The 17,973-nt window shown below is 67.2% G+C and carries 16 protein-coding genes; 11 read left to right on the top strand and 5 right to left on the bottom strand.

Annotated features, from left to right (window positions below):
• Nucleotides 1-32 precede the first annotated feature (32 nt).
• Nucleotides 33-959, top strand: a complete 927-nt coding sequence (locus IEY28_RS09645; RefSeq protein ID WP_188996755.1) for a 2-dehydropantoate 2-reductase — start codon at nucleotides 33-35, stop codon at nucleotides 957-959.
• A 180-nt stretch (nucleotides 960-1,139) separates the two neighbouring features.
• Here the strand turns inward: IEY28_RS09645 and carA are convergent, their stop codons facing one another.
• The gene (carA, locus tag IEY28_RS09640; protein ID WP_188996753.1) at nucleotides 1,140-2,186 is read right to left on the bottom strand and encodes a glutamine-hydrolyzing carbamoyl-phosphate synthase small subunit; all 1,047 of its coding nucleotides are present in this window, start codon (nucleotides 2,184-2,186) and stop codon (nucleotides 1,140-1,142) included.
• 102 nt (nucleotides 2,187-2,288) lie between these two features.
• Between carA and IEY28_RS09635 the strand changes: the two genes are divergently transcribed.
• Nucleotides 2,289-2,702, top strand: coding sequence for an Lrp/AsnC family transcriptional regulator (locus IEY28_RS09635; protein WP_166972037.1), 414 nt, complete (start codon nucleotides 2,289-2,291; stop codon nucleotides 2,700-2,702).
• A gap of 93 nt (nucleotides 2,703-2,795) precedes the next feature.
• Here the strand turns inward: IEY28_RS09635 and IEY28_RS09630 are convergent, their stop codons facing one another.
• Entirely contained in the window at nucleotides 2,796-3,494 is a 699-nt protein-coding gene (locus IEY28_RS09630; RefSeq protein WP_188996751.1) for a cupin domain-containing protein, read from the bottom strand.
• Between the two features lie 287 nt (nucleotides 3,495-3,781).
• On the opposite strand from IEY28_RS09630, the gene IEY28_RS09625 reads away from it, so the two are divergent.
• Nucleotides 3,782-3,982 carry a hypothetical protein gene (locus tag IEY28_RS09625; RefSeq protein ID WP_220639393.1) on the top strand — a complete coding sequence of 67 codons (201 nt, stop codon included), beginning with the start codon at nucleotides 3,782-3,784 and terminating at the stop codon, nucleotides 3,980-3,982.
• Nucleotides 3,983-4,044: 62 nt separating this feature from the next.
• A complete protein-coding gene (locus IEY28_RS09620) occupies nucleotides 4,045-4,908 on the top strand; it encodes a mechanosensitive ion channel family protein (RefSeq protein ID WP_188996749.1) in 864 nt (287 codons plus the stop codon).
• A 1-nt stretch (nucleotide 4,909) separates the two neighbouring features.
• Here IEY28_RS09620 and IEY28_RS09615 read toward each other — a convergent pair whose 3' ends face one another.
• From IEY28_RS09615 to btuC, 3 genes are read right to left on the bottom strand one after another with little or no spacing between them, the layout of a single operon-like run.
• Nucleotides 4,910-7,246 carry a DEAD/DEAH box helicase gene (locus tag IEY28_RS09615; protein WP_188996747.1) on the bottom strand — a complete coding sequence of 779 codons (2,337 nt, stop codon included), beginning with the start codon at nucleotides 7,244-7,246 and terminating at the stop codon, nucleotides 4,910-4,912.
• 19 nt (nucleotides 7,247-7,265) lie between these two features.
• A complete protein-coding gene (locus tag IEY28_RS09610) occupies nucleotides 7,266-8,489 on the bottom strand; it encodes a heme ABC transporter ATP-binding protein (protein ID WP_188996903.1) in 1,224 nt (407 codons plus the stop codon).
• 38 nt (nucleotides 8,490-8,527) lie between these two features.
• Complete coding sequence (gene btuC, locus IEY28_RS09605) at nucleotides 8,528-9,598, bottom strand: vitamin B12 ABC transporter permease BtuC (RefSeq protein ID WP_188996745.1); 1,071 nt, start codon at nucleotides 9,596-9,598, stop codon at nucleotides 8,528-8,530.
• Nucleotides 9,599-9,657: 59 nt separating this feature from the next.
• Here btuC and IEY28_RS09600 point away from each other — a divergent pair, with 59 nt between their 5' ends.
• The 7 genes from IEY28_RS09600 to IEY28_RS09570 all read left to right on the top strand — a co-directional run bounded on the left by IEY28_RS09600 (nucleotide 9,658) and on the right by IEY28_RS09570 (nucleotide 17,924).
• Nucleotides 9,658-10,752: a PGF-CTERM-anchored ABC transporter substrate-binding protein gene (locus IEY28_RS09600; RefSeq protein ID WP_188996743.1), complete on the top strand. Its 1,095-nt coding sequence runs from the start codon at nucleotides 9,658-9,660 to the stop codon at nucleotides 10,750-10,752.
• Between the two features lie 250 nt (nucleotides 10,753-11,002).
• Nucleotides 11,003-12,946, top strand: coding sequence for an ABC transporter substrate-binding protein (locus IEY28_RS09595; RefSeq protein ID WP_188996741.1), 1,944 nt, complete (start codon nucleotides 11,003-11,005; stop codon nucleotides 12,944-12,946).
• 12 nt (nucleotides 12,947-12,958) lie between these two features.
• A complete protein-coding gene (locus IEY28_RS09590; protein WP_166972047.1) occupies nucleotides 12,959-13,918 on the top strand; it encodes an ABC transporter permease in 960 nt (319 codons plus the stop codon).
• A 2-nt stretch (nucleotides 13,919-13,920) separates the two neighbouring features.
• Nucleotides 13,921-14,961, top strand: a complete 1,041-nt coding sequence (locus IEY28_RS09585) for an ABC transporter permease (RefSeq protein WP_188996739.1) — start codon at nucleotides 13,921-13,923, stop codon at nucleotides 14,959-14,961.
• Nucleotides 14,958-16,022 carry an ABC transporter ATP-binding protein gene (locus tag IEY28_RS09580; protein WP_188996737.1) on the top strand — a complete coding sequence of 355 codons (1,065 nt, stop codon included), beginning with the start codon at nucleotides 14,958-14,960 and terminating at the stop codon, nucleotides 16,020-16,022. The genes IEY28_RS09585 and IEY28_RS09580 overlap by 4 nt, the downstream gene beginning before the upstream one ends.
• A complete protein-coding gene (locus tag IEY28_RS09575) occupies nucleotides 16,012-17,346 on the top strand; it encodes an ABC transporter ATP-binding protein (protein WP_188996735.1) in 1,335 nt (444 codons plus the stop codon). Before IEY28_RS09580 ends, IEY28_RS09575 begins: the two co-directional genes overlap by 11 nt.
• A gap of 41 nt (nucleotides 17,347-17,387) precedes the next feature.
• Nucleotides 17,388-17,924, top strand: a complete 537-nt coding sequence (locus tag IEY28_RS09570; protein WP_188996733.1) for a DUF7974 family protein — start codon at nucleotides 17,388-17,390, stop codon at nucleotides 17,922-17,924.
• Nucleotides 17,925-17,973: the final 49 nt, after the last annotated feature.

Genomic DNA, 17,973 nt, shown 5'->3' with positions numbered 1-17,973 from the left:
AGCTACGGTTCGTCCCACCGTCAGCGTCGACCATGCGATTTGCAGTGTTCGGCGCCGGCGGCGTCGGTGGCTACCTCGGTGCGAGACTCGCCGACGCCGGCCACGACGTGCACCTGATAGCCCGCGGCGACCACCTAGACGCGTTGCGGACCGACGGACTCACCGTCGAGAGCGTCGCCGGCGACACCGCAGTCGAACTGCCTGCGACTGACGACCCCGCCGACATCGGACCGGTCGATTACGTGCTGTTCTGCGTGAAGGCCCACGACACGCGCGAGGCGGCGGCCGACCTCGGACCGCTGCTGGGGGACGACACCGCCGTCGTCTCGTTCCAGAACGGCGTCGACAACGAACGATGGCTCGCCGAAGAGGTCGGCGAGTCCCACGTCGTCGGCGGCGTGGCCTACATCTTCTCGACCATCGCCGAACCGGGCGTCGTCGAACACACCGGCGGGCCGGCCCGCTTCGTCTACGGCGAACTCGACGGCGAGCGCACCGACCGTATCGCGGCGCTGGACGACGCCCTCCGCTCGTGTGCCGGCGTCGAGGCCGTCCTCGCGGACGATATCGACGTCGAACTGTGGCGGAAGTTCGCGTTCATCTGTGCCCACTCCGGGATGACCGCGGCGACGCGCCTCCCGGTCGGTGACGTCCGCGACGCCGAGGACTCGTGGCGGATGTACCGCCGGGTCGTCGAGGAGGTGTGTGCGGTCGCGCGAGCGAACGACGTGGCGCTCCCCGACGACACTGCCGCGGAGTGGGTCGAGTTCGCACAGGAGTTAGACGCCGACTCGTACTCCTCGCTGCACTACGACCTGACCCACGAGAAGGCGATGGAACTCGACGCGCTCAACGCCGCCGTCGTCCGCCACGCCGACGGGACGGACGTGGCGGTACCGATGAACGAGGCCGTCACGGCCGTCCTCCGGCCGTGGGCCGAGCGGTTCGCGGACGGGTGAGTCCGTTCGCGATTAACGAGGCCTCTCACTCGCTCCGAACCGCGCTACGCCTCGCGGGTCACTGCGTTCCCCGCTCGCGATTAACGAGGCCTCTCACTCCGTTCGAGTCCTCGCTACTCCTCGCGGTTCCCTTCGGTCACCGCTCGGCCGGTTAGTTGCGCTTCGCTTCGCTCAGCGCAACTAGTCCTCTGCCATCGCCAGCACGTCGTCGAAGAAGCCGAGCGAGTCGTGCGGGCCGGGGTTGGCCTCGGGGTGGTACTGACGGGTGATGATGTTCAGGTCGTCGTTCTCCAGTCCCTCGGGGGTGTCGTCGTTGACGTTGACTTGGGTCACGTCGAGTTTGTCGCCGGGTTCGGCGACGGTGTAGCCGTGGTTCTGAGTCGTCATCACGACCTGATTCGTGCGCAGATCACGGACCGGCTGGTTGACCCCGCGGTGGCCGAACTCCATCTTCTCGGTCTCGCCGCCGAGCGCGTTGGCGACGACCTGCTGGCCGAGGCAGATGCCGGCGAGGGGGACGTCGCCGACGTACGTCTCGACGAGTTCGCCGGCCTGTTCGAAGTTCTCGGGGTCGCCGGGGCCGTTCGAGATGAACAGGAGGTCCGGGGAAACGGCGGCCACGTCGTCCTCGCTGGCGTCGTACGGGAAGACGTGGACGGCGGCGTCGCGTTCGACCAGCGACTCGATGATGGAGCCTTTCGCACCGCAGTCGACGAGCGCGACGGTTTCACCGTCGCCGTCCTCGTTGTACGTCTCGACGCTGTCGACGGACACCTGTGCGCCGATGTCCGTGTGGTCGGACATGTGCTTGCACTGGTGGAGTTCGTCCAGCGCGTCCTGCTCCGTCGCGTCGGGGCCGGCGGCGATACCGCACTTCATGGCCCCCTCGTCGCGGATCTCGGTGACGATGTCGCGGGTGTCGAGGTGGTCGACGGCGGGCACATTTTCAGATTCCAGCCACTCGGCGACGTCGTCGGTCATCTCGCGGGCGACGGCCGCACGCGGGTGGACGCGGTCGGACTCGAAGCGCTCCTCCCGGACGCCGTAGTTCCCGATGAGCGGATACGAGAAGGTGAGGACCTGTTCCTCGTAGGACGGGTCGGTCAGACTCTCCTCGTAGCCGGTGTAGGCGGTCGTAAACACCACTTCGCCGCGTGCTGTCCCCGGCGCGCGTGCGCGGGCCTCGATGACGCGGTCACCCTCCAGCGCTACGTATGCGTCTGTCATTACGAGATGCGTACAGGATTCCAGTTCATAAGGGTTGCTTTCGAAGCCGAGTTACGATTTTCGTAATCCTAAAGTCCGGTGGGTGGGAAGCGTCCAATCTCGATGGACGAACTGGACAGGGAGATACTCTCGATACTCCGGAAAGACGCCCGCACGCCCTACACGGAGATCGCCGACGACGTGGGCACCTCCGAGGGGACCGTGCGTAACCGGGTCGAGCGACTGGTCGAAGACGGCGTCATCGAGCGCTTCACCGTCGCGACGCGCACCGGGAACGTCAAGTCGATGATAGAGGTCGGCGTCGACGTCGACGTGGACACGGCGGCGGTGACCGACCGCATCGCCGAGTGGCCCTCCGTCGACTTCGTCTGGCAGGTCTCCGGCGAGGAAGACATCGTCGTCGTCGTCGACGCCACCGACACCGGCGAGGTCAACGACCTCATCACGCGAGCGCGGGAGTTGGACGAGGTCGTGAGCACGAAGACGCGGTTAATTCTGGACGAGCGCGTCGGATGAGCGACGCGCGGTCGCAACGCGACCGCGATTGGTGAGCAATGGAGCCACGAATCGACAGCGAGGTCACCACGGCCCTGTTGATGAAACCGACATCTACAGGTCGGGTTGCTCGACGCGGCGCTCCCAGAACTCGTCTCGCATGTACTTGTCGTCGGTCGCCTCTCGACCCATCAGCGTGGCGACCCGCCCGACGGTCGCCCACGCGAGTCGCTGGACCGCGAACGGTACCGCAGTGATGCGCGTCCCGTCGCTGATGTACTCCGACAACAGGAGTCCCTGTATGGCGTCGGGTTCGCTGAACGATCCGTCGCTGCTGAACTTCCCCTCGTGGTCCATCCCAAAGGCGGTCAGCTGGGTCACGATGGTCTTGGTCCACGGCACCTCTGCGTAGAACGCGACGTGTTCGTCGGTGTCGTTCCGGAAGTAGTGTTCCTCGCCGGGTTCGACGGTGATGTCCTCGCCGCGGCCGAGTCGGTGGGGTTCCTCGTCCACGACAAACGTCACTTCGCCGGTCAGCGCGCGGAAGTACTCCGAGTCGTGGCGGTGGACGTGGGGCGGGAGTTCGGTCGCGTCGGGACCGAGCCACACGACCATCGCAGGGTCCGACGAGTTGTCGCGCTCGGGAAATTGCGTAATCGCCGACCACGTGTCGGAGGCCGGGCTGGACGCGAGCGGATACGGCGAGTCCGCCAGCATCTCGGCCGCGGGCCCGTCGGGGTCGAGTTCGAGCGCCGGACCGTCGAGGGGGTCGCCGTTCTCGTCGACCGGGCGACCGGTTGTGATTGTTACCATGGGAAACGTCTGTGAAGGCAAAGGGATAGCACCTGCGGACTGGTTTTAGAGCATCGGCGATTTCCCGCTTCACACTCCTCGTTCTGACGGTCGAAACCGACGCGATCCAGTGATTCACCAGAGCCCCGCAAACGGAAGACGGCCCGGAACGGGGATGCCGGGTGACTGATTGGAGACGAGCGATCGATACGGAGACGGCGTCGGAGAGCCAGTCTCAGTTCGCCGGATATTTTCTCCATTTTCGAGTGGAACACAAGTGCTTTATTCGGACCGGAAGTAGACGACGTATGCCCTTCCCAGTCGCGTTCATGGTCGGTTTTACCGAACTCGTGAGGATGCTCGTGCTACTCGTGATGTACGTCGGTCTGCCGACGTTGCTCATCGTCGTCGTGTACAACTACCTCGACGGGAAGCGGGGCTACGAGGAGCGCATCGCCGGCCTCGAACAGCGGGTCGCGGAACTCGAACAGGAACAGTCCACGGAGTGACGGTCCGAGCGGATGGTCTCCAGTCGGACGAATTTCATGTGTCCGGCGGTGCTACCCCCGCTATGCAGTTCTCTGGCACTTTCCCCGGCGACATCACCGAAACGTACGTCCAACTCGCGAACGACGGCGCGGAGTTTCTGGCCGTGGCGGTCCTGTTGTACACCATTGGCCGTCTCGTCGTCGTTCCGGGCGTTCGCTGGGGGTTAGAGCGCTCGCAGTTCAACCGGACCGTCGTGAGTGCGCTGGTGAGCGCGACCCACCTGCTCGTGGTGGTCGTCACCGTCGTCGTCGCGGCCAGCCTCGCGGGGTTCAGGGGGAGCCTCGCCGGGTCGACGCTCATCGCCGCCGGCATCACCGTCGCCGTCGGGTTGGCCGCCCAAGACGTGCTGGGGAACTTCGTCTCCGGCGCGTTCATCGTCACGGACCCCGACCTGAACGTCGGCGACACCATCGAGTGGGACGGCAAGCAGGGGACCGTCGTCGACATCGACCTCCGGGTGACTCGCGTGCGGACGCCGGACAACGAGCGTATCCTCGTCCCGAACACGACGCTTGCGACGACGGCGGTGACGAACCACACGTCGACGGACCCCGTCGGCGTCTCCTACGAGTTCGGCGTCGACTACGACGCGGACCTAGACGAGGTGGAAGCCATCATCCGCAACGTCGCCCGCGACTTGGACCACGTCCGCGAGAAACCGGCGCCGAGCGTCGCCGTCTCGGAGTTGACGAGCAGTTCCGTCCTATTGATTGGGCGCGTGTGGCTCCCCGTCGAGCGGAAGAACCGCGCGCTGTCGGTCAAGTCCGCGTTCGTCCGCGGCGTCCACGAGGCCTGCCGGGCGGAGGGGATCGATCTCAGCGAGACGCCGCACACGGAGCTTTCCGGCGAGGTGACGGTCCACGACTCGGGCGCCCCGGCGGAGTGAGTCAGCCGCCTGTATTGCCAGTGAGACCGCCGAGCAGGTGGATGGCACCGTGTTTGTCCAGCGGGTCGTTGGCGTTGCCACAGTGCGGTGACTGCACGCAGGCCGGACAGCCGTCGGCACAGTCACAGGACCGAAGCATCGACAGCGTGGTCTCCATCAGGGGGAGCACGTCGTCGTACGCCGCCCGGTTGAGTCCGATGCCACCCGGATAGCCGTCGTAGATGAAGATGGTCGGCTCGCCCGTATGGGGGTGATGCGGCGTCGACAGGCCGCCGACGTCGCCGCGGTCACAGAGGTACGCGAACGGGAACATCGAAATCATCGCGTGCTCGGCCGCGTGGATAGCGCCGGGGAAGTCCGCGGTGTCGCTGTCGCCGTAGTCGCCCGCGAGGACGTCGCGTTCGAGGTCTTCGGGGATGGTGTAGTACAGCGCCTTCGTCTCCAACGCCGTCTCCGGCAGGTCGAGCGGGCGCTGGCCGAGCACCTCGCCCGAGGACCCGTCGCGCCGTTCGTAGCCCGTTATCTGCTTGCGCATCGTCACCGAGGCGAACCGGACGGGGACGTCCTCGCGGGTCGGGAGCGGCCGCTCTTGCAGGTCGGCCTCGACGGTGATGGTCTTGTCGTGCAGGACGCGGGTGTAGTAGTTCGCCCACGTCCGGTCGAGTTCGGCGACCCCCGTCGAGAGGTCGAGGTCCGTCACCTCGTAGCGCCGCCCCTGGTGGTGGTAGATGGCGCCGGGATGGGCGTCCCGCAGGGCGTCCTCGAACGGGAGTTTGGCGATGGTGTCGCCCTTCGCGATTAGTTTCACCTCGCGGTCGTCGACGGTGCGCAGGCTCATGTCGTGGTGCGGGCGACCGTTCGAGGTCCAGCGCACTCCCTTATCCGTCGTCCGGCGGTCGAGGTCCCCCGCCGATTCGAGGGTCGCGACCACGTCGGGGAACGTCTCGCCGAAGTGCCGGTCGTCGTCGGGCGAGAGCCAGTTCTCGCCGGCGGCGGCCAGCACGTGGTTCGGGAGCAACTGCTCGTTCTCGGGGTTGGTGACCGCCTGCTCGGCGTCTTTCTCGAACAGCGTCGCCGGGTTGCGGAGGACGTACTGGTCGAGTTGGTCTTCGCCGCCGACGAGGACGACCAGCGCCGGGTCGGTACCGCGACCGGCGCGGCCGGCCTGCTGGAACGCCCGCATCCGCGTACCGGGGTAGCCGTCCAGCAAGACGGCGTCGAGGCCGCCCACGTCGACGCCCAGTTCTAGCGCGCTGGTCGACCAGACGCCGCGCAGGTCCCCGGACTGCAACCGGGTTTCGAGGTCCCGCCGCTTCTCGTCCGTGAGCGCCGCCTGATACGCCCCGACGGCGTCGGCGAGGTCGTGGTGCCCTCTGTCCCGCAACGCGTCCGCGCTGTCGCTGGCGTACCGCTCGGCGGTCTGTCTGGACCCCGCGAACACCACCGTCTGGAGGCCGCGTTCGACCAAGTCGACGAACAGGTTCTTCGTCTCGACGTGACTGGACTTCCGGCGGCCGCTCCCCCACCCATCACCCCCGTCGTACTCGGGCGGGTTCCACAGGAGCCAGTGGCGCGGGCCGCTGGCACTCGTGTCCTCGTCGACGAGCGCGAACGAGTCGGACGGTCGGCCGGTGACGGTGGCGGCGTGGTCGACGGGGTTGCCGATGGTCGCCGAACAGCAGACCCACTCGGGGTCGCTGTCGAACCGCTCGGCGATGCGCTGGAGCCGACGCATGACGAGCGAGACGTGACTGCCGAACACCCCCCGGTAGCCGTGGACCTCGTCGACGACCACGGTCTCCAGTCGCTGGAAGAACCAGTCCCACAGGCGGTGAGCGTGGGGCAGGATGCCGTAGTGGAGCATGTCCGGCGTCGTCAGGAGGACGGTCGGCTGGCGCTCCCGGATGGCCTCCTTCTCGGATTTTGACTGCCGGCCGGTGTACTGGGCGACGGAGACGCCGGAGGCGAAGCCGAGTCCCCGTGCCAGTTCCGAGAGGGTCTCGGTCTGGTCGTTGATGAGCGCCACCTGCGGGGCGACGTACAGCGTCGTCGCCCGCCGATCGAGCGCCCGCTCGAAGGCGGGGACAGTGTAGGCCAGACTCTTCCCGCTGGCCGTCTCCGTCGCGAGGACGACGTTCTCGCCGTCGCGAACCGACTCGACGGCGGCGGTCTGGTGGGCGTAGAGGTCCGTGATCCCCTCGCCGGCCAGCACGTCCGCGAGGCGCGCGTTCAGCGCACAGTCGGCGACGGTGGCGTCCCGGCCCGGCACCCTCCGCTCGTCGACTATCTGGCCCTCGTAGTAGGGTCGGTCGCGGAGCCACGCGATAGTGTCGTCCACGGGCGGGCTAGGGAACGGGTCAGTATCGGTCTTGCTGTTCCCCGGACGGGACCGCACGCTCGTCGCGGTCCTCCGCTGGCGGGAGGTCTGCGACGGCCTCGGGGAGTGACTCGACGGTGGTGACGGTGGTCCGCTCGGACTCGATGCGGGGGACGCCCTCGCCGGCGACGGCGACGAGGCGCGAGGCGGCGGCGACCACCGACTGGTTCGCGTCGCCCACGTCGCCCGCGACGACCACGGCGTCGGCCTCGCGGGCCAGTTCCGTCGCTCGCTCCCGTGCGTTGCTGTCGACGCCGGCAAAGGGCGGGACGGTGACGACCGGACAGTCGAGTTCGCGGGCGCGTTCGGCGGCGGCGTCACCCGCCGGCACGACGCCGACGGTGACGGAACTGCCGGCGGCGACGAGGCGGGCGACGGCGGCGGCGGCCTGCCCGCCGGTGCCGACGACGTGGACCGCGGCGTCGAGAGGGTCGCGGTCGGGGAGCGGCGTCACCAGCGGCGCGTCGGTGCCGGGCTGGCGGGTCACGAGCGCCTCGGCGTCGAACGCGTCCCCGAGCGTCTCCGACGTGAGTACGTCGCGCGGATCGCCGGCCGCACGGACCTCGCCGTCGGAGAGCACGACCAGTTCGTCGCAGTACCGGGCGGCCAGATTGAGGTCGTGGATGGCCGCGACGGCCGTCTTCCCCTCGGCGGCGAGGTCGGCGACCAGTTCGAGCGTGCGAACGGCGTGGTTGACGTCCAGATTGGCGGTCGGTTCGTCAAGCAGTAAGACCGGCGTCTCCTGTGCGAGCGCGCGGGCCAGCAGGACTCGCTGGCGCTCGCCGCCGGAGAGCGACGTGACGGGGCGGTCGGCGAACTGCGCCACCTCCGCGCGCTCCATCGCCGCCTGCACGGCGTCGTAGTCGTCCTCGTCGGCGCGGTCGAACCGGCCCAGATGCGGCGTCCGGCCCATCTCGACGGTCTGTTCGACGGTGAAGTCGAACGAGAGCGTCGTCGCCTGCGGCGTACTGGCCACGCGCCTGCTCACTTCCTTCGTCGAGAGGTCGTCGATGGGTTCGCCGGCGACCCGCACCGTCCCGCGGTCGGGCGACAGCGTCGCCCTGAGCGTCCGCAGGACCGTCGTCTTGCCCGCGCCGTTGGGGCCGACCAGACCGACGACGGAGCCACACTCGGCGGTGAGGTCCACGCCGGAGAGAATCTGCGTGCCGCCCAGCGAGACGGCGATGTCGTTGGCTTCGAGCATCGGTATCGCCTCGCCCGCGTGGCCGTCGTCGTGGTCGCTCACAGTTCGTGTACCTCCCGCTGGCGGAGGAGATAGAGGAAGAACGGGGCGCCGAGGGCGGCGGTGACGATGCCGACGGGCACCTCCGCGCTCCCCGAGCGAGCGAGGGTGTCGGTCGCCACGAGGAACGACGACCCCGCAAGCGCTGCCGTCGGCAGGAGGACCCGGTGGTCCGGGCCGACGACCAGTCGCATCACGTGTGGGACGATGAGGCCGACGAAGCCGATGATGCCGGCGACGGCGACGCCCGCCGCCGTGACGAGCGAGGAGAACGCCAGCAGGATTCGCTTGGTCCGCTCGACGTCGATGCCGAGGCTCTGGGCGTCTTCCTCGCCCAGCAACATGACGTTCAGGTCGCGGGCGTACACGAGGAGGACGACGAACGGGACGGCGACGAGGAGGAGACTCGTCCAGACCTCCGGCCACGCCGCGCCCTTGAGGTGCCCCATCAGCCAGAACAGCGCCCGACGGATGCTCTCACCGCTCTGGAGGAGGAGAAAGGAGACGACGGCGCCCAGAAAGGTCTGGACGGCGACCCCCGCCAGCAGGAGGGTCGCGACCGGCGTCCGGCCGTTCTGTGTCGCGATGAGGTAGACGCCGAAGGCCGCGAGTAGCGCCCCGGAGAAGGCGGCGGCGCGCAGGCCGAGGCCGAACGGCAGAGCCACCGGCGCGACGATGAAGCCGACGGCACCGACGGCCGCGCCCGAGGAGACGCCGATAATCGAGGGGTCGGCCATCGGGTTGCGGAAGATACCCTGCATGATGGTCCCTGCGGCCGCGAGCGAGAACCCGACGATCGCCCCCAGCAGGATACGTGGCAGGCGGACCTGCAACACGATTTGGCGCTGGATGTCCTCGACCGGGAACCGGAACAGTGGCTGTGTCGTCACGGCCGGCGTCGCGCCCGAGAGGTCGACGGCCGTCGGGAGGACGACGGCGTTGAGCAACACCTTCGCGACGGCGTCGGGCGGAATCCACACCGGGCCGATGCCGGCGCTTACGGTGATCACAGCACCCAATAGACCCGCGAGCGCCAGCGACCAGAAGAGGGTCCGTCCCGACGGCTGCATGATTGAAACGGCACTTGCAGTAGGTAAATATTTATTGTTCCTGTACCCCCACACAGACGATGCGACGATTCGCTACCGCAGTGTTGGGAGTTCTGCTGGTCTTCTCTGTCGTCGGCGCGACGCCGGGGGCCGCGACGAGTACACAGGCGTCGGCACAGACGTGTTCGTTCCCGGTGACGATGACCGACGCCACGGGAACCGAGATAACCCTCGAAGAGCGCCCCGAGCGCGTGACGACGACGAACCCCTCGGCGGCACAGACGATGTGGGAGATCGGCGGCCGCGAGCAGGTCGTCGGTCTCACGAAGTTCGCGTCGTATCTGGAGGGGGCCGAGAGCCGGACGAACGTCTCCGCCGGATTCGGCGTCAGCGTCGAGAAGGTGGTCGGCACGAACCCCGACCTCGTCATCGCCCCCAACGCCAGCGCGGGCGACGTGGCGGGCCTTCGGGAGGCCGGACTGACCGTGTATCACCTGCCGGCTTCGACCTCCGTCGAGGACATCCGCCAGAAGACGACGACCATCGGCCGCCTGACCGGGAACTGTCAGGGCGCGGCCGAGGCCAACGCGTGGATGACGCGGAACGTCGACGCCGTGCGGGACACGACGGCCGGCATCGACGACCGCAAGACGGTCCTCTATCCCCTCGGGGGCGGGTACGTCGCCGCCAACGGGACGTTCATCGACACCCTGCTGGACGTGGCCGGTGCCGACAACGTCGCCGCGCGTAACAACACCGGGTACCCGGAACTGAGCAACGAGGTCCTCCTCCAGTTGGACCCGGAGGTACTGGTCGTCACCGAGCAAACGGCGGGCCTCGTCGACGAGGAACCGTACGCGAGTACGACCGCCGGGGAGACGAACGCGACCGTCCGGCTTCGGGTCCGTGACCTCAACCAGCCGGCCCCCCGGAGCGTCGTCAACACGGTCCACGACGCCACGCGACAGCTCTACCCGGAGCGCTACGACGAGGAGAGCTACGTCCCGCGCTCGGCCGTCGAGAACGAGACGAGCGAACAGCAGACGACCCAGACGGCCACCGCCACGGCGTCGGACGGCACGACGACGACCGGCGGAAACGGCCCCGGGTTCACCGCCGTCGGTGCGCTGGTCAGTGCGCTCGCTGTGGCGGCACTGGTCGGCAGACGCCGGTAAGCAGCCCCGTCGGGGGACGCCGACTGTCGGACGAGTTGGCGTTGTCCTGTCACTATCGAACGTCGACCGACACGGATAGTTCGGTCGCCGTTATCACCCAAGATATTCGGCATGTCGCGTGATTGTACAGTGTAAATTTGCGCAAAATTTTTTGTTTAGGGAGATATCCATCATCATAGACCATTTGTGATATCGCATGACTGACAACGAAAACCAGGGTCTGTCCAGCGTCTTATCGCGGCGAAACCTCATGCAAACGGTCGCCGGCCTCGGCGTCGCCTCCGTCGCCGGGTGTTCGGGTCTCGACAGCGGCGGTGGCGGCGGGACTGTCGACCCCGTACAGGACCGAGTGAGTGTAGACCCCGCCGACATCAAGCGTGGCGGGACGTTCAGAGCGGGGCTCGGGTCGGCAGTCGACACGTTCGACCCGCCCGAGAGTACCTCTGCGACGTCCTCGGTCCACCACAACCTCCTGTACGAGGGCATGACGACGACCGGTGCCAGCGGCGAAATCTATCCGTGGCTCGCGGAGTCCTACGAACAGGAGGAGGTTCAGGACATCAAGCGGACGGCCTACACCGACTACATGACGGAGGTGCAGTACGCCGAGACCGACGACGGGACGGTCTTCATCGATACGGACGAGCAGATCGTCATCCAGCACCCGGACAACCCCAGCGACCCGTCGGCGGGCGACACCGCGCGCGTGCTGACCGTCGCGGAAGTCGGCGACGCCATCGCCGACGGCACCTACGGGATGCAGTACCGGTTCCAGTTACACGAGGGGATCACGTTCCACAACGGCGAGGAACTGACCGCCGACAACGTCGTGGCCTCCTACGAGCGCCTCCGCGGGTCCGCCCTGTCCGGACAGGTGTTCGACTCCCTGCTGGACGTCCAGCGCGACGGCGACTACACGGTCGACCTGTACGTACAGATTCCCGACGCCGCCGCCATCCGCGAACTCAGCGACTTCAGCATCTACCCGACGGAGATAACCGGCAAGCCCGGCCAATCACAGAACGTCCCGCTGGGCCAGATGGACCCGCGTGAGAGCCACGAGCCGATGGGCACCGGACCGTTCACGCTCACGGACTACGAGAACGAGAGCTACGCGACGTACTCGAAGTTCGAGGACTACTGGTTCGACACGGCGATGAAAGACTGGTTCGAGGGACCGAGCGACTTCCCCAACGGCCCGGTGGTCGACGAGGTGGACATCGCCGTCACCAGCGACCCGTCGAAACGGGCCGGGTCGCTACAGGAGGGGGAAATCGACATGACCCGGGGCCTCTCCTCCAGTGCGCAGACCAACTTCCAGAACTCCGAGGACTTCCGGACCGCACCGACCGACGGGGCCGGCTTCACGTTCATGCAGTTCCCCGTGACCCAGACGCCGTGGGACAACGCCAAACTCCGGCGCGCGGTGAACAAACTCGTCCCGCGAGAGAGCATCGCGAGCAACATCTTTCAGGGGTGGGAGAACCCCGCGTGGGTCCCACTCCCGCCGCTCGCCGCCGGGAAGGGAACGGCTGACTACGAGCAACTGGTCGAGGACCTGCAGTCGTACAACACCTACGACCCCGAGGCCGCCGCCGAGATGCTGGACGAAGTCGGCGAGGAGGCGGGCATCGAGTATCCCATCGAGGTCACCCTGGAGACCAACTCCGACAACAAGGACCGGGTTCGCACAGTCGAACTCATCGTCCAGTCGCTGAACCAGGAGATAAACGGGACGAAGTACTTCGAGGCCTCCATCAACACGACGGAGTTCCTCACCTTCATCAGCCAACTGCTCAGCAAGAACTACTACAAGAAGGGAAACATCGCGTTCATCGGCCTCTCCGGCGGCTTCGGCCCGCACGGGTACGCGAAGTCCATCCACCACCCCGACAACTTCGCGCAGTGCTGTAACTTCCAGAACGTCGATATCGACCGACTCAACCAGAAGCTCCGGAACGCGCGCTACGGCGTCGACGTGGCGACGGACCCGGAACTGCGTCAGGAGCGGTACGAAGAGGTCTGGGAGATAATCTTAGAAGAGAACGCCAACTCCTACGGGACTCACAGCACCACCGTCGGCGTGGTTTCGAACGCCGTCAAGGGGTTCAACAGCTATCCCAGCGTACAGAACATCGTCGGGTACGGGCTGTACAACCCGGCCGACGAACAGATTACGTATCTGGACCGGTGAGATTCACCCAGCATGAGCCTCCGTCGATTTATACTCAAGCGGGTGCTGTTGGTGTTCCCCATCCTGTTGGGGGTCTCGATAGTCACTTTCTCGCTGGTGAAGCTCACCCCCGGAAACCCGGTACAGGTGGCCATCGGACTGAACCCCGACATGGGGCCACAGGAGATTGCCCGCCTCAAGCAGCGATACGGCCTGACCCAGCCGGCGTGGAAGCAGTACCTCAACTGGCTGGGCGATATCGTCCTGCACGGCGACTTCGGGTCGACCTACGGCGCTCGCGAGCGAGCGGTCAGCGACATCATCGCCAACAGACTCCCCGAGACCGTCGTGCTGGGGCTGTTCGGCTGGGTGTTCGCACTCGCCATCGCCATCCCGACCGGAATCTACGCCGCCGTCCGGAAGGACGAACTGGGCGACCACGTCAGCCGGTTCGTCGCGCTGGCGGGCATCTCGCTGCCGAACTTCTGGCTCGGACTGATGCTCATTCTCGTCTTCGCGCTGGTGTTGAACCTCTTCCCGGTGAGCGCACCGCGAAAGCCCCTGTGGCACCCGGCGACGCTGTGGTACCTCCTGTTGCCCGGTATCACCATCGGGACGGCCTCGGCGTCGAACCTGATGCGCATCATGCGCTCCTCGATGGCCGAGGAGATGAACAAGGAGTACGTCACCGCCGCCAGAGCGAAGGGACTGCCCGAGCGAACCGTCGTCCTGAAGCACGTCCTCCGGAACTCGCTCATCTCGGTGACGACCGTCGCCGCGTTCCTGACCGCGGCCATCGTCTCCGGGTCCGTCGTCGTCGAGCAGGTGTTCGGCTGGCCGGGACTGGGACGTGAACTCATCGCCGCCGTCAGGAACCGACAGGTCGATCTGATACTCGGCATCACGCTGTTTACCGGCGTCGCCATCATCCTGGCGAACCTGCTCGCCGACATCCTGTACGCGGTGCTGGACCCGCGGATACGATACGACTGACTATGTCTACGAAACGAGGACGCATCCGGATAACTGGATTCGACACGGACCGAGTCACCGACCGCGAACGCCTCTCCGACTGGCGCGAGGCGACGACGACTGGCGGGACCGACGGCCGATGGAAGCGCGCGTGGCGGCGGTTCAGGGAGAACAGAGCGGCGATGCTCGGCGTCTACACCGTCGCCATCATGTCGCTGCTGGCGCTGTTCTCACAGAAGGTCGTCGTCGCCGGCGTCCCGGTCCAGCCGTTCGCCATCGCGCCCTACGAACCCGGCGAGATTCTCTACCTGCAGAACCCGAGCCTCGAACGGTTCAATCCGCCGACGCTCGCCCACCCGATGGGCCTCGACGCCAACGGCCGAGACATCTTCTCGCGACTGCTCGTCGGCGGGCGAATCAGCATCTCAATCGGCTTCGTCGTCGTCTGCATCACGGCGACCATCGGGATGGCCTACGGCGCTATCGCGGGCTACTACGGTGGCTGGGTCGACGAGGTGATGATGCGGTTCGTCGACGTCATCTTCGCGTTCCCGGGTCTGGTGCTGGCGCTGGTCATCGTGGCGCTGCTGGGCGGCGGCTACTGGCCGCTCGTCGTCGCCTTTACCGTCCCCGGGTGGGCGAGTTACGCCCGCCTCATCAGGGGCGAGGTGCTGTCGGTCAAGGAAAACGAGTACGTGCTGGCCGCACAGGCGCTGGGCGCACGTGACCGGTCGGTCATCTTTCGACACATCGTCCCGAACGCGATGGCGCCGCTCATCGTGCAGGCGTCGCTCTCTATCGGGACCGTCGTCATCGGCGTCGCGGCACTGGGCTTTCTCGGACTGGGCTTCCCGCCCGGCACGCCCGAGTGGGGGACGATGCTCAACCAGACTCGCTCGACCATCATCACGGGGCCGGGCGGGACCATCCCGTGGTGGGTGACCGTCTTCCCCGGCGGTGCCATCTTCCTGTTCGTGATGGCGATGAACATGATCGGTGACGGCATCAACGACGCGCTCGACGCACAGGAGATAAGCGCCGCCGGCGCCGGAGGTGCCGAATGACGCTCCTCGAAGTGAACGACCTCACGGTGAGCTTCTACACCGAGGAGGGGGTCGTCACCGCCGTCGACGACCTCTCGTACCGCATCGAGAGCGGGGAGACGTTCGGCGTCGTCGGCGAGAGCGGAGCCGGCAAGTCCGTCACCGCCCTCTCGCTGATGCGTCTCATCGAGGAACCCGGCCGCATCGAGAGCGGGGAGATTCTGTTCAGGGGCGAAGACATCCTGAAGATGAGCGAGTCCGAGGTTCGGTCGGTCCGTGGCAACGAAATCGCGATGATATTCCAGGACGCCCAGACCGCGCTCAACCCCGTCTATTCGGTGGGCGAGCAGATTTCGGAGGCGATTCGCCACCACCTCGGCTACGACGACGACGCGGCGCGGGACCGGACCGTCCAGTTGCTCGACCGGGTGGGCATCCCGGACGCCGAGAGCCGGTACGGCGACTACCCACACGAGTTCTCCGGCGGGATGCAACAGCGGGCCGTCATCGCGATGGCGCTGTCCTGTGACCCGGCCCTGCTCATCGCCGACGAACCGACGACGGCGCTGGACGTGACCACCGAGGCGAAGATCCTGGACCAGATTCAGGACCTCGCCGACGAGTTCGACACCGCCGTCCAGCTCATCACGCACGACCTCGGCGTCGTCGCGAAGATCTGCGAACGAGTCATGGTGATGTACGCGGGTCGGCCCGTCGAGAAAGCGAGCGTCGAGGACCTCTACTACGATCCGAAACACCCCTACACAGTCGGGCTGATGAGTTCGATTCCGCGCATCGGCGACGAGCGCGACCGCCTCCAGACGATTCCGGGGACGATGCCGGACCTCGTGGACGTGCCGCCGGGGTGTGCGTTCCACCCCCGGTGTCCGTACGCCGAGGAGTGCTGCGCCCGGAAACGACCGCCACTGGTCGACCCGGAGACGGGCGACGCGTCGACAGCGGCCGACGACCGGGCCGCGGCCTGTCTGGAGTACACCGGCGACCTAGAGAACGGCCTCGACTTCGAGGTCACCGTCGAGGGCGAGGACCCGCTCGTAGAGGAGGAACAGGATGCCCGGTGAGGAGCCCATCCTCCGCGTGGAGGGTCTCGAGAAGTACTACGACTCGAGCAGCGGGTTCGTCGACGCCCTGCTGGGGAACGCCCAGCAAGTGAAGGCCGTCGACGGCGTCGACCTCGAACTCCGCGAGGGCGAGACGCTGGGGGTCGTCGGCGAGAGCGGGTGCGGGAAGACGACGCTCGGCCGCGCGCTCCTGCGACTGACCGAACCCACCGACGGGTCGGTGTACTACCGGGGCGACGACCTGACCGAACTGGGGTCCAGCGACCTCCGCGACCTGCGAAAGGACCTGCAGTACATCTTTCAGGACCCCTTCTCCAGTCTGAACCCCCGGCTGACCGTCGGCGACATCGTCGGCGAACCGCTGGACATCCACGGCATCGCCGAGGGCGAGACCCGCGAGCAGCGCATCTACGACCTGCTGGAGACGGTCGGGCTGAACCCCAGCCACACCAACCGCTACCCCCACGAGTTCTCGGGGGGCCAGCGCCAGCGTATCGGCATCGCCCGAGCGCTGGCCGTCGACCCGGAGGTCATCGTCTGTGACGAACCGGTGTCGGCGCTGGACGTCTCCGTGCAGGCCCAGATTCTGAACCTGCTGGAGGACCTACAGGACGAGTACGGCCTCTCGTACATCTTCATCGCCCACGACCTCTCCGTCGTCGAGCACATCTCCGACCGCATCGCGGTGATGTACCTCGGAGAGTTCGCCGAAGTCGGGACGACCGAGGAGGTGTTCGACCCGCCCTATCACCCCTACACGGAGGCGCTGCTGTCGGCGGTGCCGGAACCGGACCCGCTGTGGGAGGGCGACCAGATTTTCCTCCCCGGGGCGGTGCCGTCGCCGCTGAACCCGCCCAGCGGGTGTCGGTTCCACACTCGCTGTCCGAAGGTCATCCAGCCGCCGGCGTACGACCTCGAACAGCCGGCGTGGCGCGCGGTGATGGACCTGAAACTGCGGGCCGCCGAGGCCGACGGCGTCGACTCGCTGACCGCGGTCACCGAGGACGAACGCGCCGACCCCGAGTCAGCGTCCAGAGACGTCCTCGGCGGACTGGTCCGCGAGGAGTTCGGCCTGCCGGACCGACTCTCCGACCCCGACGCCGAGGACGCCCTCTCGGCGGCCATCGACCGCCTCCACGGCGGTGACGTCGAAGGCGCGTCGGCGCAGTTGGACGAGGCGTTCGTCTCGCCCTGTGAGGCCGACGAACCCAGAGCGGCCCGGACCGGCGACACCCACCGCATCGCCTGCCACCTCCACGACGACGAGTACGCCGACGGCCCGACTGACGTGACGGAGGGCGGCGACGCCGTCGCCGACGACTGACCACCCCAACGCTTTACAGATCTCACGGGCTACGACCACCAATGCGCCGCATCTACGAGTCGGACGCGCTCGAACGGGACGACGACGCGTTCACGCCGCGCAGACGGGAGGAGACGCCCAAGCCGGCGGCGATGCGGTCGGTGCCCGGCGAGTCGCTGAGTCGGTACCTCGTCCCGGCGTGGCTTGCCCACCGTGCGATACGCGTCGCCGTCGAGACGCCGCAGTCGTCGTATCCGACCGGGACCACCGTCCCGGTGACGGTGACCCTTCGGAACGCGTTCCCGTTCCCCGTCAGCGTCCGTACCCGGACGCCGCGCCTGTGGACGTGGCACGTCGACGGCGCGCCCGAGGCCTCCCGAGTCCCCGAGTCGCTCCCCGAGGAGGAGCGCGTCTTCACGTTCGACCGGGGCGAGCGCAAGGAGTTCCGCCGGCGCTGGACGGGTCTGTTCAAAGTGAGCGAGACGGAGTGGGAGCCAGCGGAGCCCGGCGAGTACACCCTCGGCGCGTACGTCGACGTCGACGACGCCGCGGGGAAGGGACTGGCCGCCGAGACGACGGTGCGAATCGAACCGGAGTAGCCACCGGGCGGCCCGAACTGGGGCGCGCACACGGCATACGCTTTTCACT

Origin of the sequence: Haloarcula pellucida (assembly GCF_014647235.1) — an archaeon.
Lineage (GTDB): Archaea > Halobacteriota > Halobacteria > Halobacteriales > Haloarculaceae > Haloarcula > Haloarcula pellucida.
Note: the sequence above shows the minus strand (reverse complement) of the source record. Positions and strands in the feature narration are given on the sequence as shown.

Coding starts and splice junctions, on each gene's coding strand:
- IEY28_RS09645 (WP_188996755.1), top strand. CDS start 33: ATGCGATTTGCAGTGTTCGGCGCCGGCGGCGTCGGTGGCTACCTCGGT.
- carA (WP_188996753.1), bottom strand. CDS start 2,186: ATGACAGACGCATACGTAGCGCTGGAGGGTGACCGCGTCATCGAGGCC.
- IEY28_RS09635 (WP_166972037.1), top strand. CDS start 2,289: ATGGACGAACTGGACAGGGAGATACTCTCGATACTCCGGAAAGACGCC.
- IEY28_RS09630 (WP_188996751.1), bottom strand. CDS start 3,494: ATGGTAACAATCACAACCGGTCGCCCGGTCGACGAGAACGGCGACCCC.
- IEY28_RS09625 (WP_220639393.1), top strand. CDS start 3,782: ATGCCCTTCCCAGTCGCGTTCATGGTCGGTTTTACCGAACTCGTGAGG.
- IEY28_RS09620 (WP_188996749.1), top strand. CDS start 4,045: ATGCAGTTCTCTGGCACTTTCCCCGGCGACATCACCGAAACGTACGTC.
- IEY28_RS09610 (WP_188996903.1), bottom strand. CDS start 8,489: ATGCTCGAAGCCAACGACATCGCCGTCTCGCTGGGCGGCACGCAGATT.
- btuC (WP_188996745.1), bottom strand. CDS start 9,598: ATGCAGCCGTCGGGACGGACCCTCTTCTGGTCGCTGGCGCTCGCGGGT.
- IEY28_RS09600 (WP_188996743.1), top strand. CDS start 9,658: ATGCGACGATTCGCTACCGCAGTGTTGGGAGTTCTGCTGGTCTTCTCT.
- IEY28_RS09595 (WP_188996741.1), top strand. CDS start 11,003: ATGCAAACGGTCGCCGGCCTCGGCGTCGCCTCCGTCGCCGGGTGTTCG.
- IEY28_RS09590 (WP_166972047.1), top strand. CDS start 12,959: ATGAGCCTCCGTCGATTTATACTCAAGCGGGTGCTGTTGGTGTTCCCC.
- IEY28_RS09585 (WP_188996739.1), top strand. CDS start 13,921: ATGTCTACGAAACGAGGACGCATCCGGATAACTGGATTCGACACGGAC.
- IEY28_RS09580 (WP_188996737.1), top strand. CDS start 14,958: ATGACGCTCCTCGAAGTGAACGACCTCACGGTGAGCTTCTACACCGAG.
- IEY28_RS09575 (WP_188996735.1), top strand. CDS start 16,012: ATGCCCGGTGAGGAGCCCATCCTCCGCGTGGAGGGTCTCGAGAAGTAC.
- IEY28_RS09570 (WP_188996733.1), top strand. CDS start 17,388: ATGCGCCGCATCTACGAGTCGGACGCGCTCGAACGGGACGACGACGCG.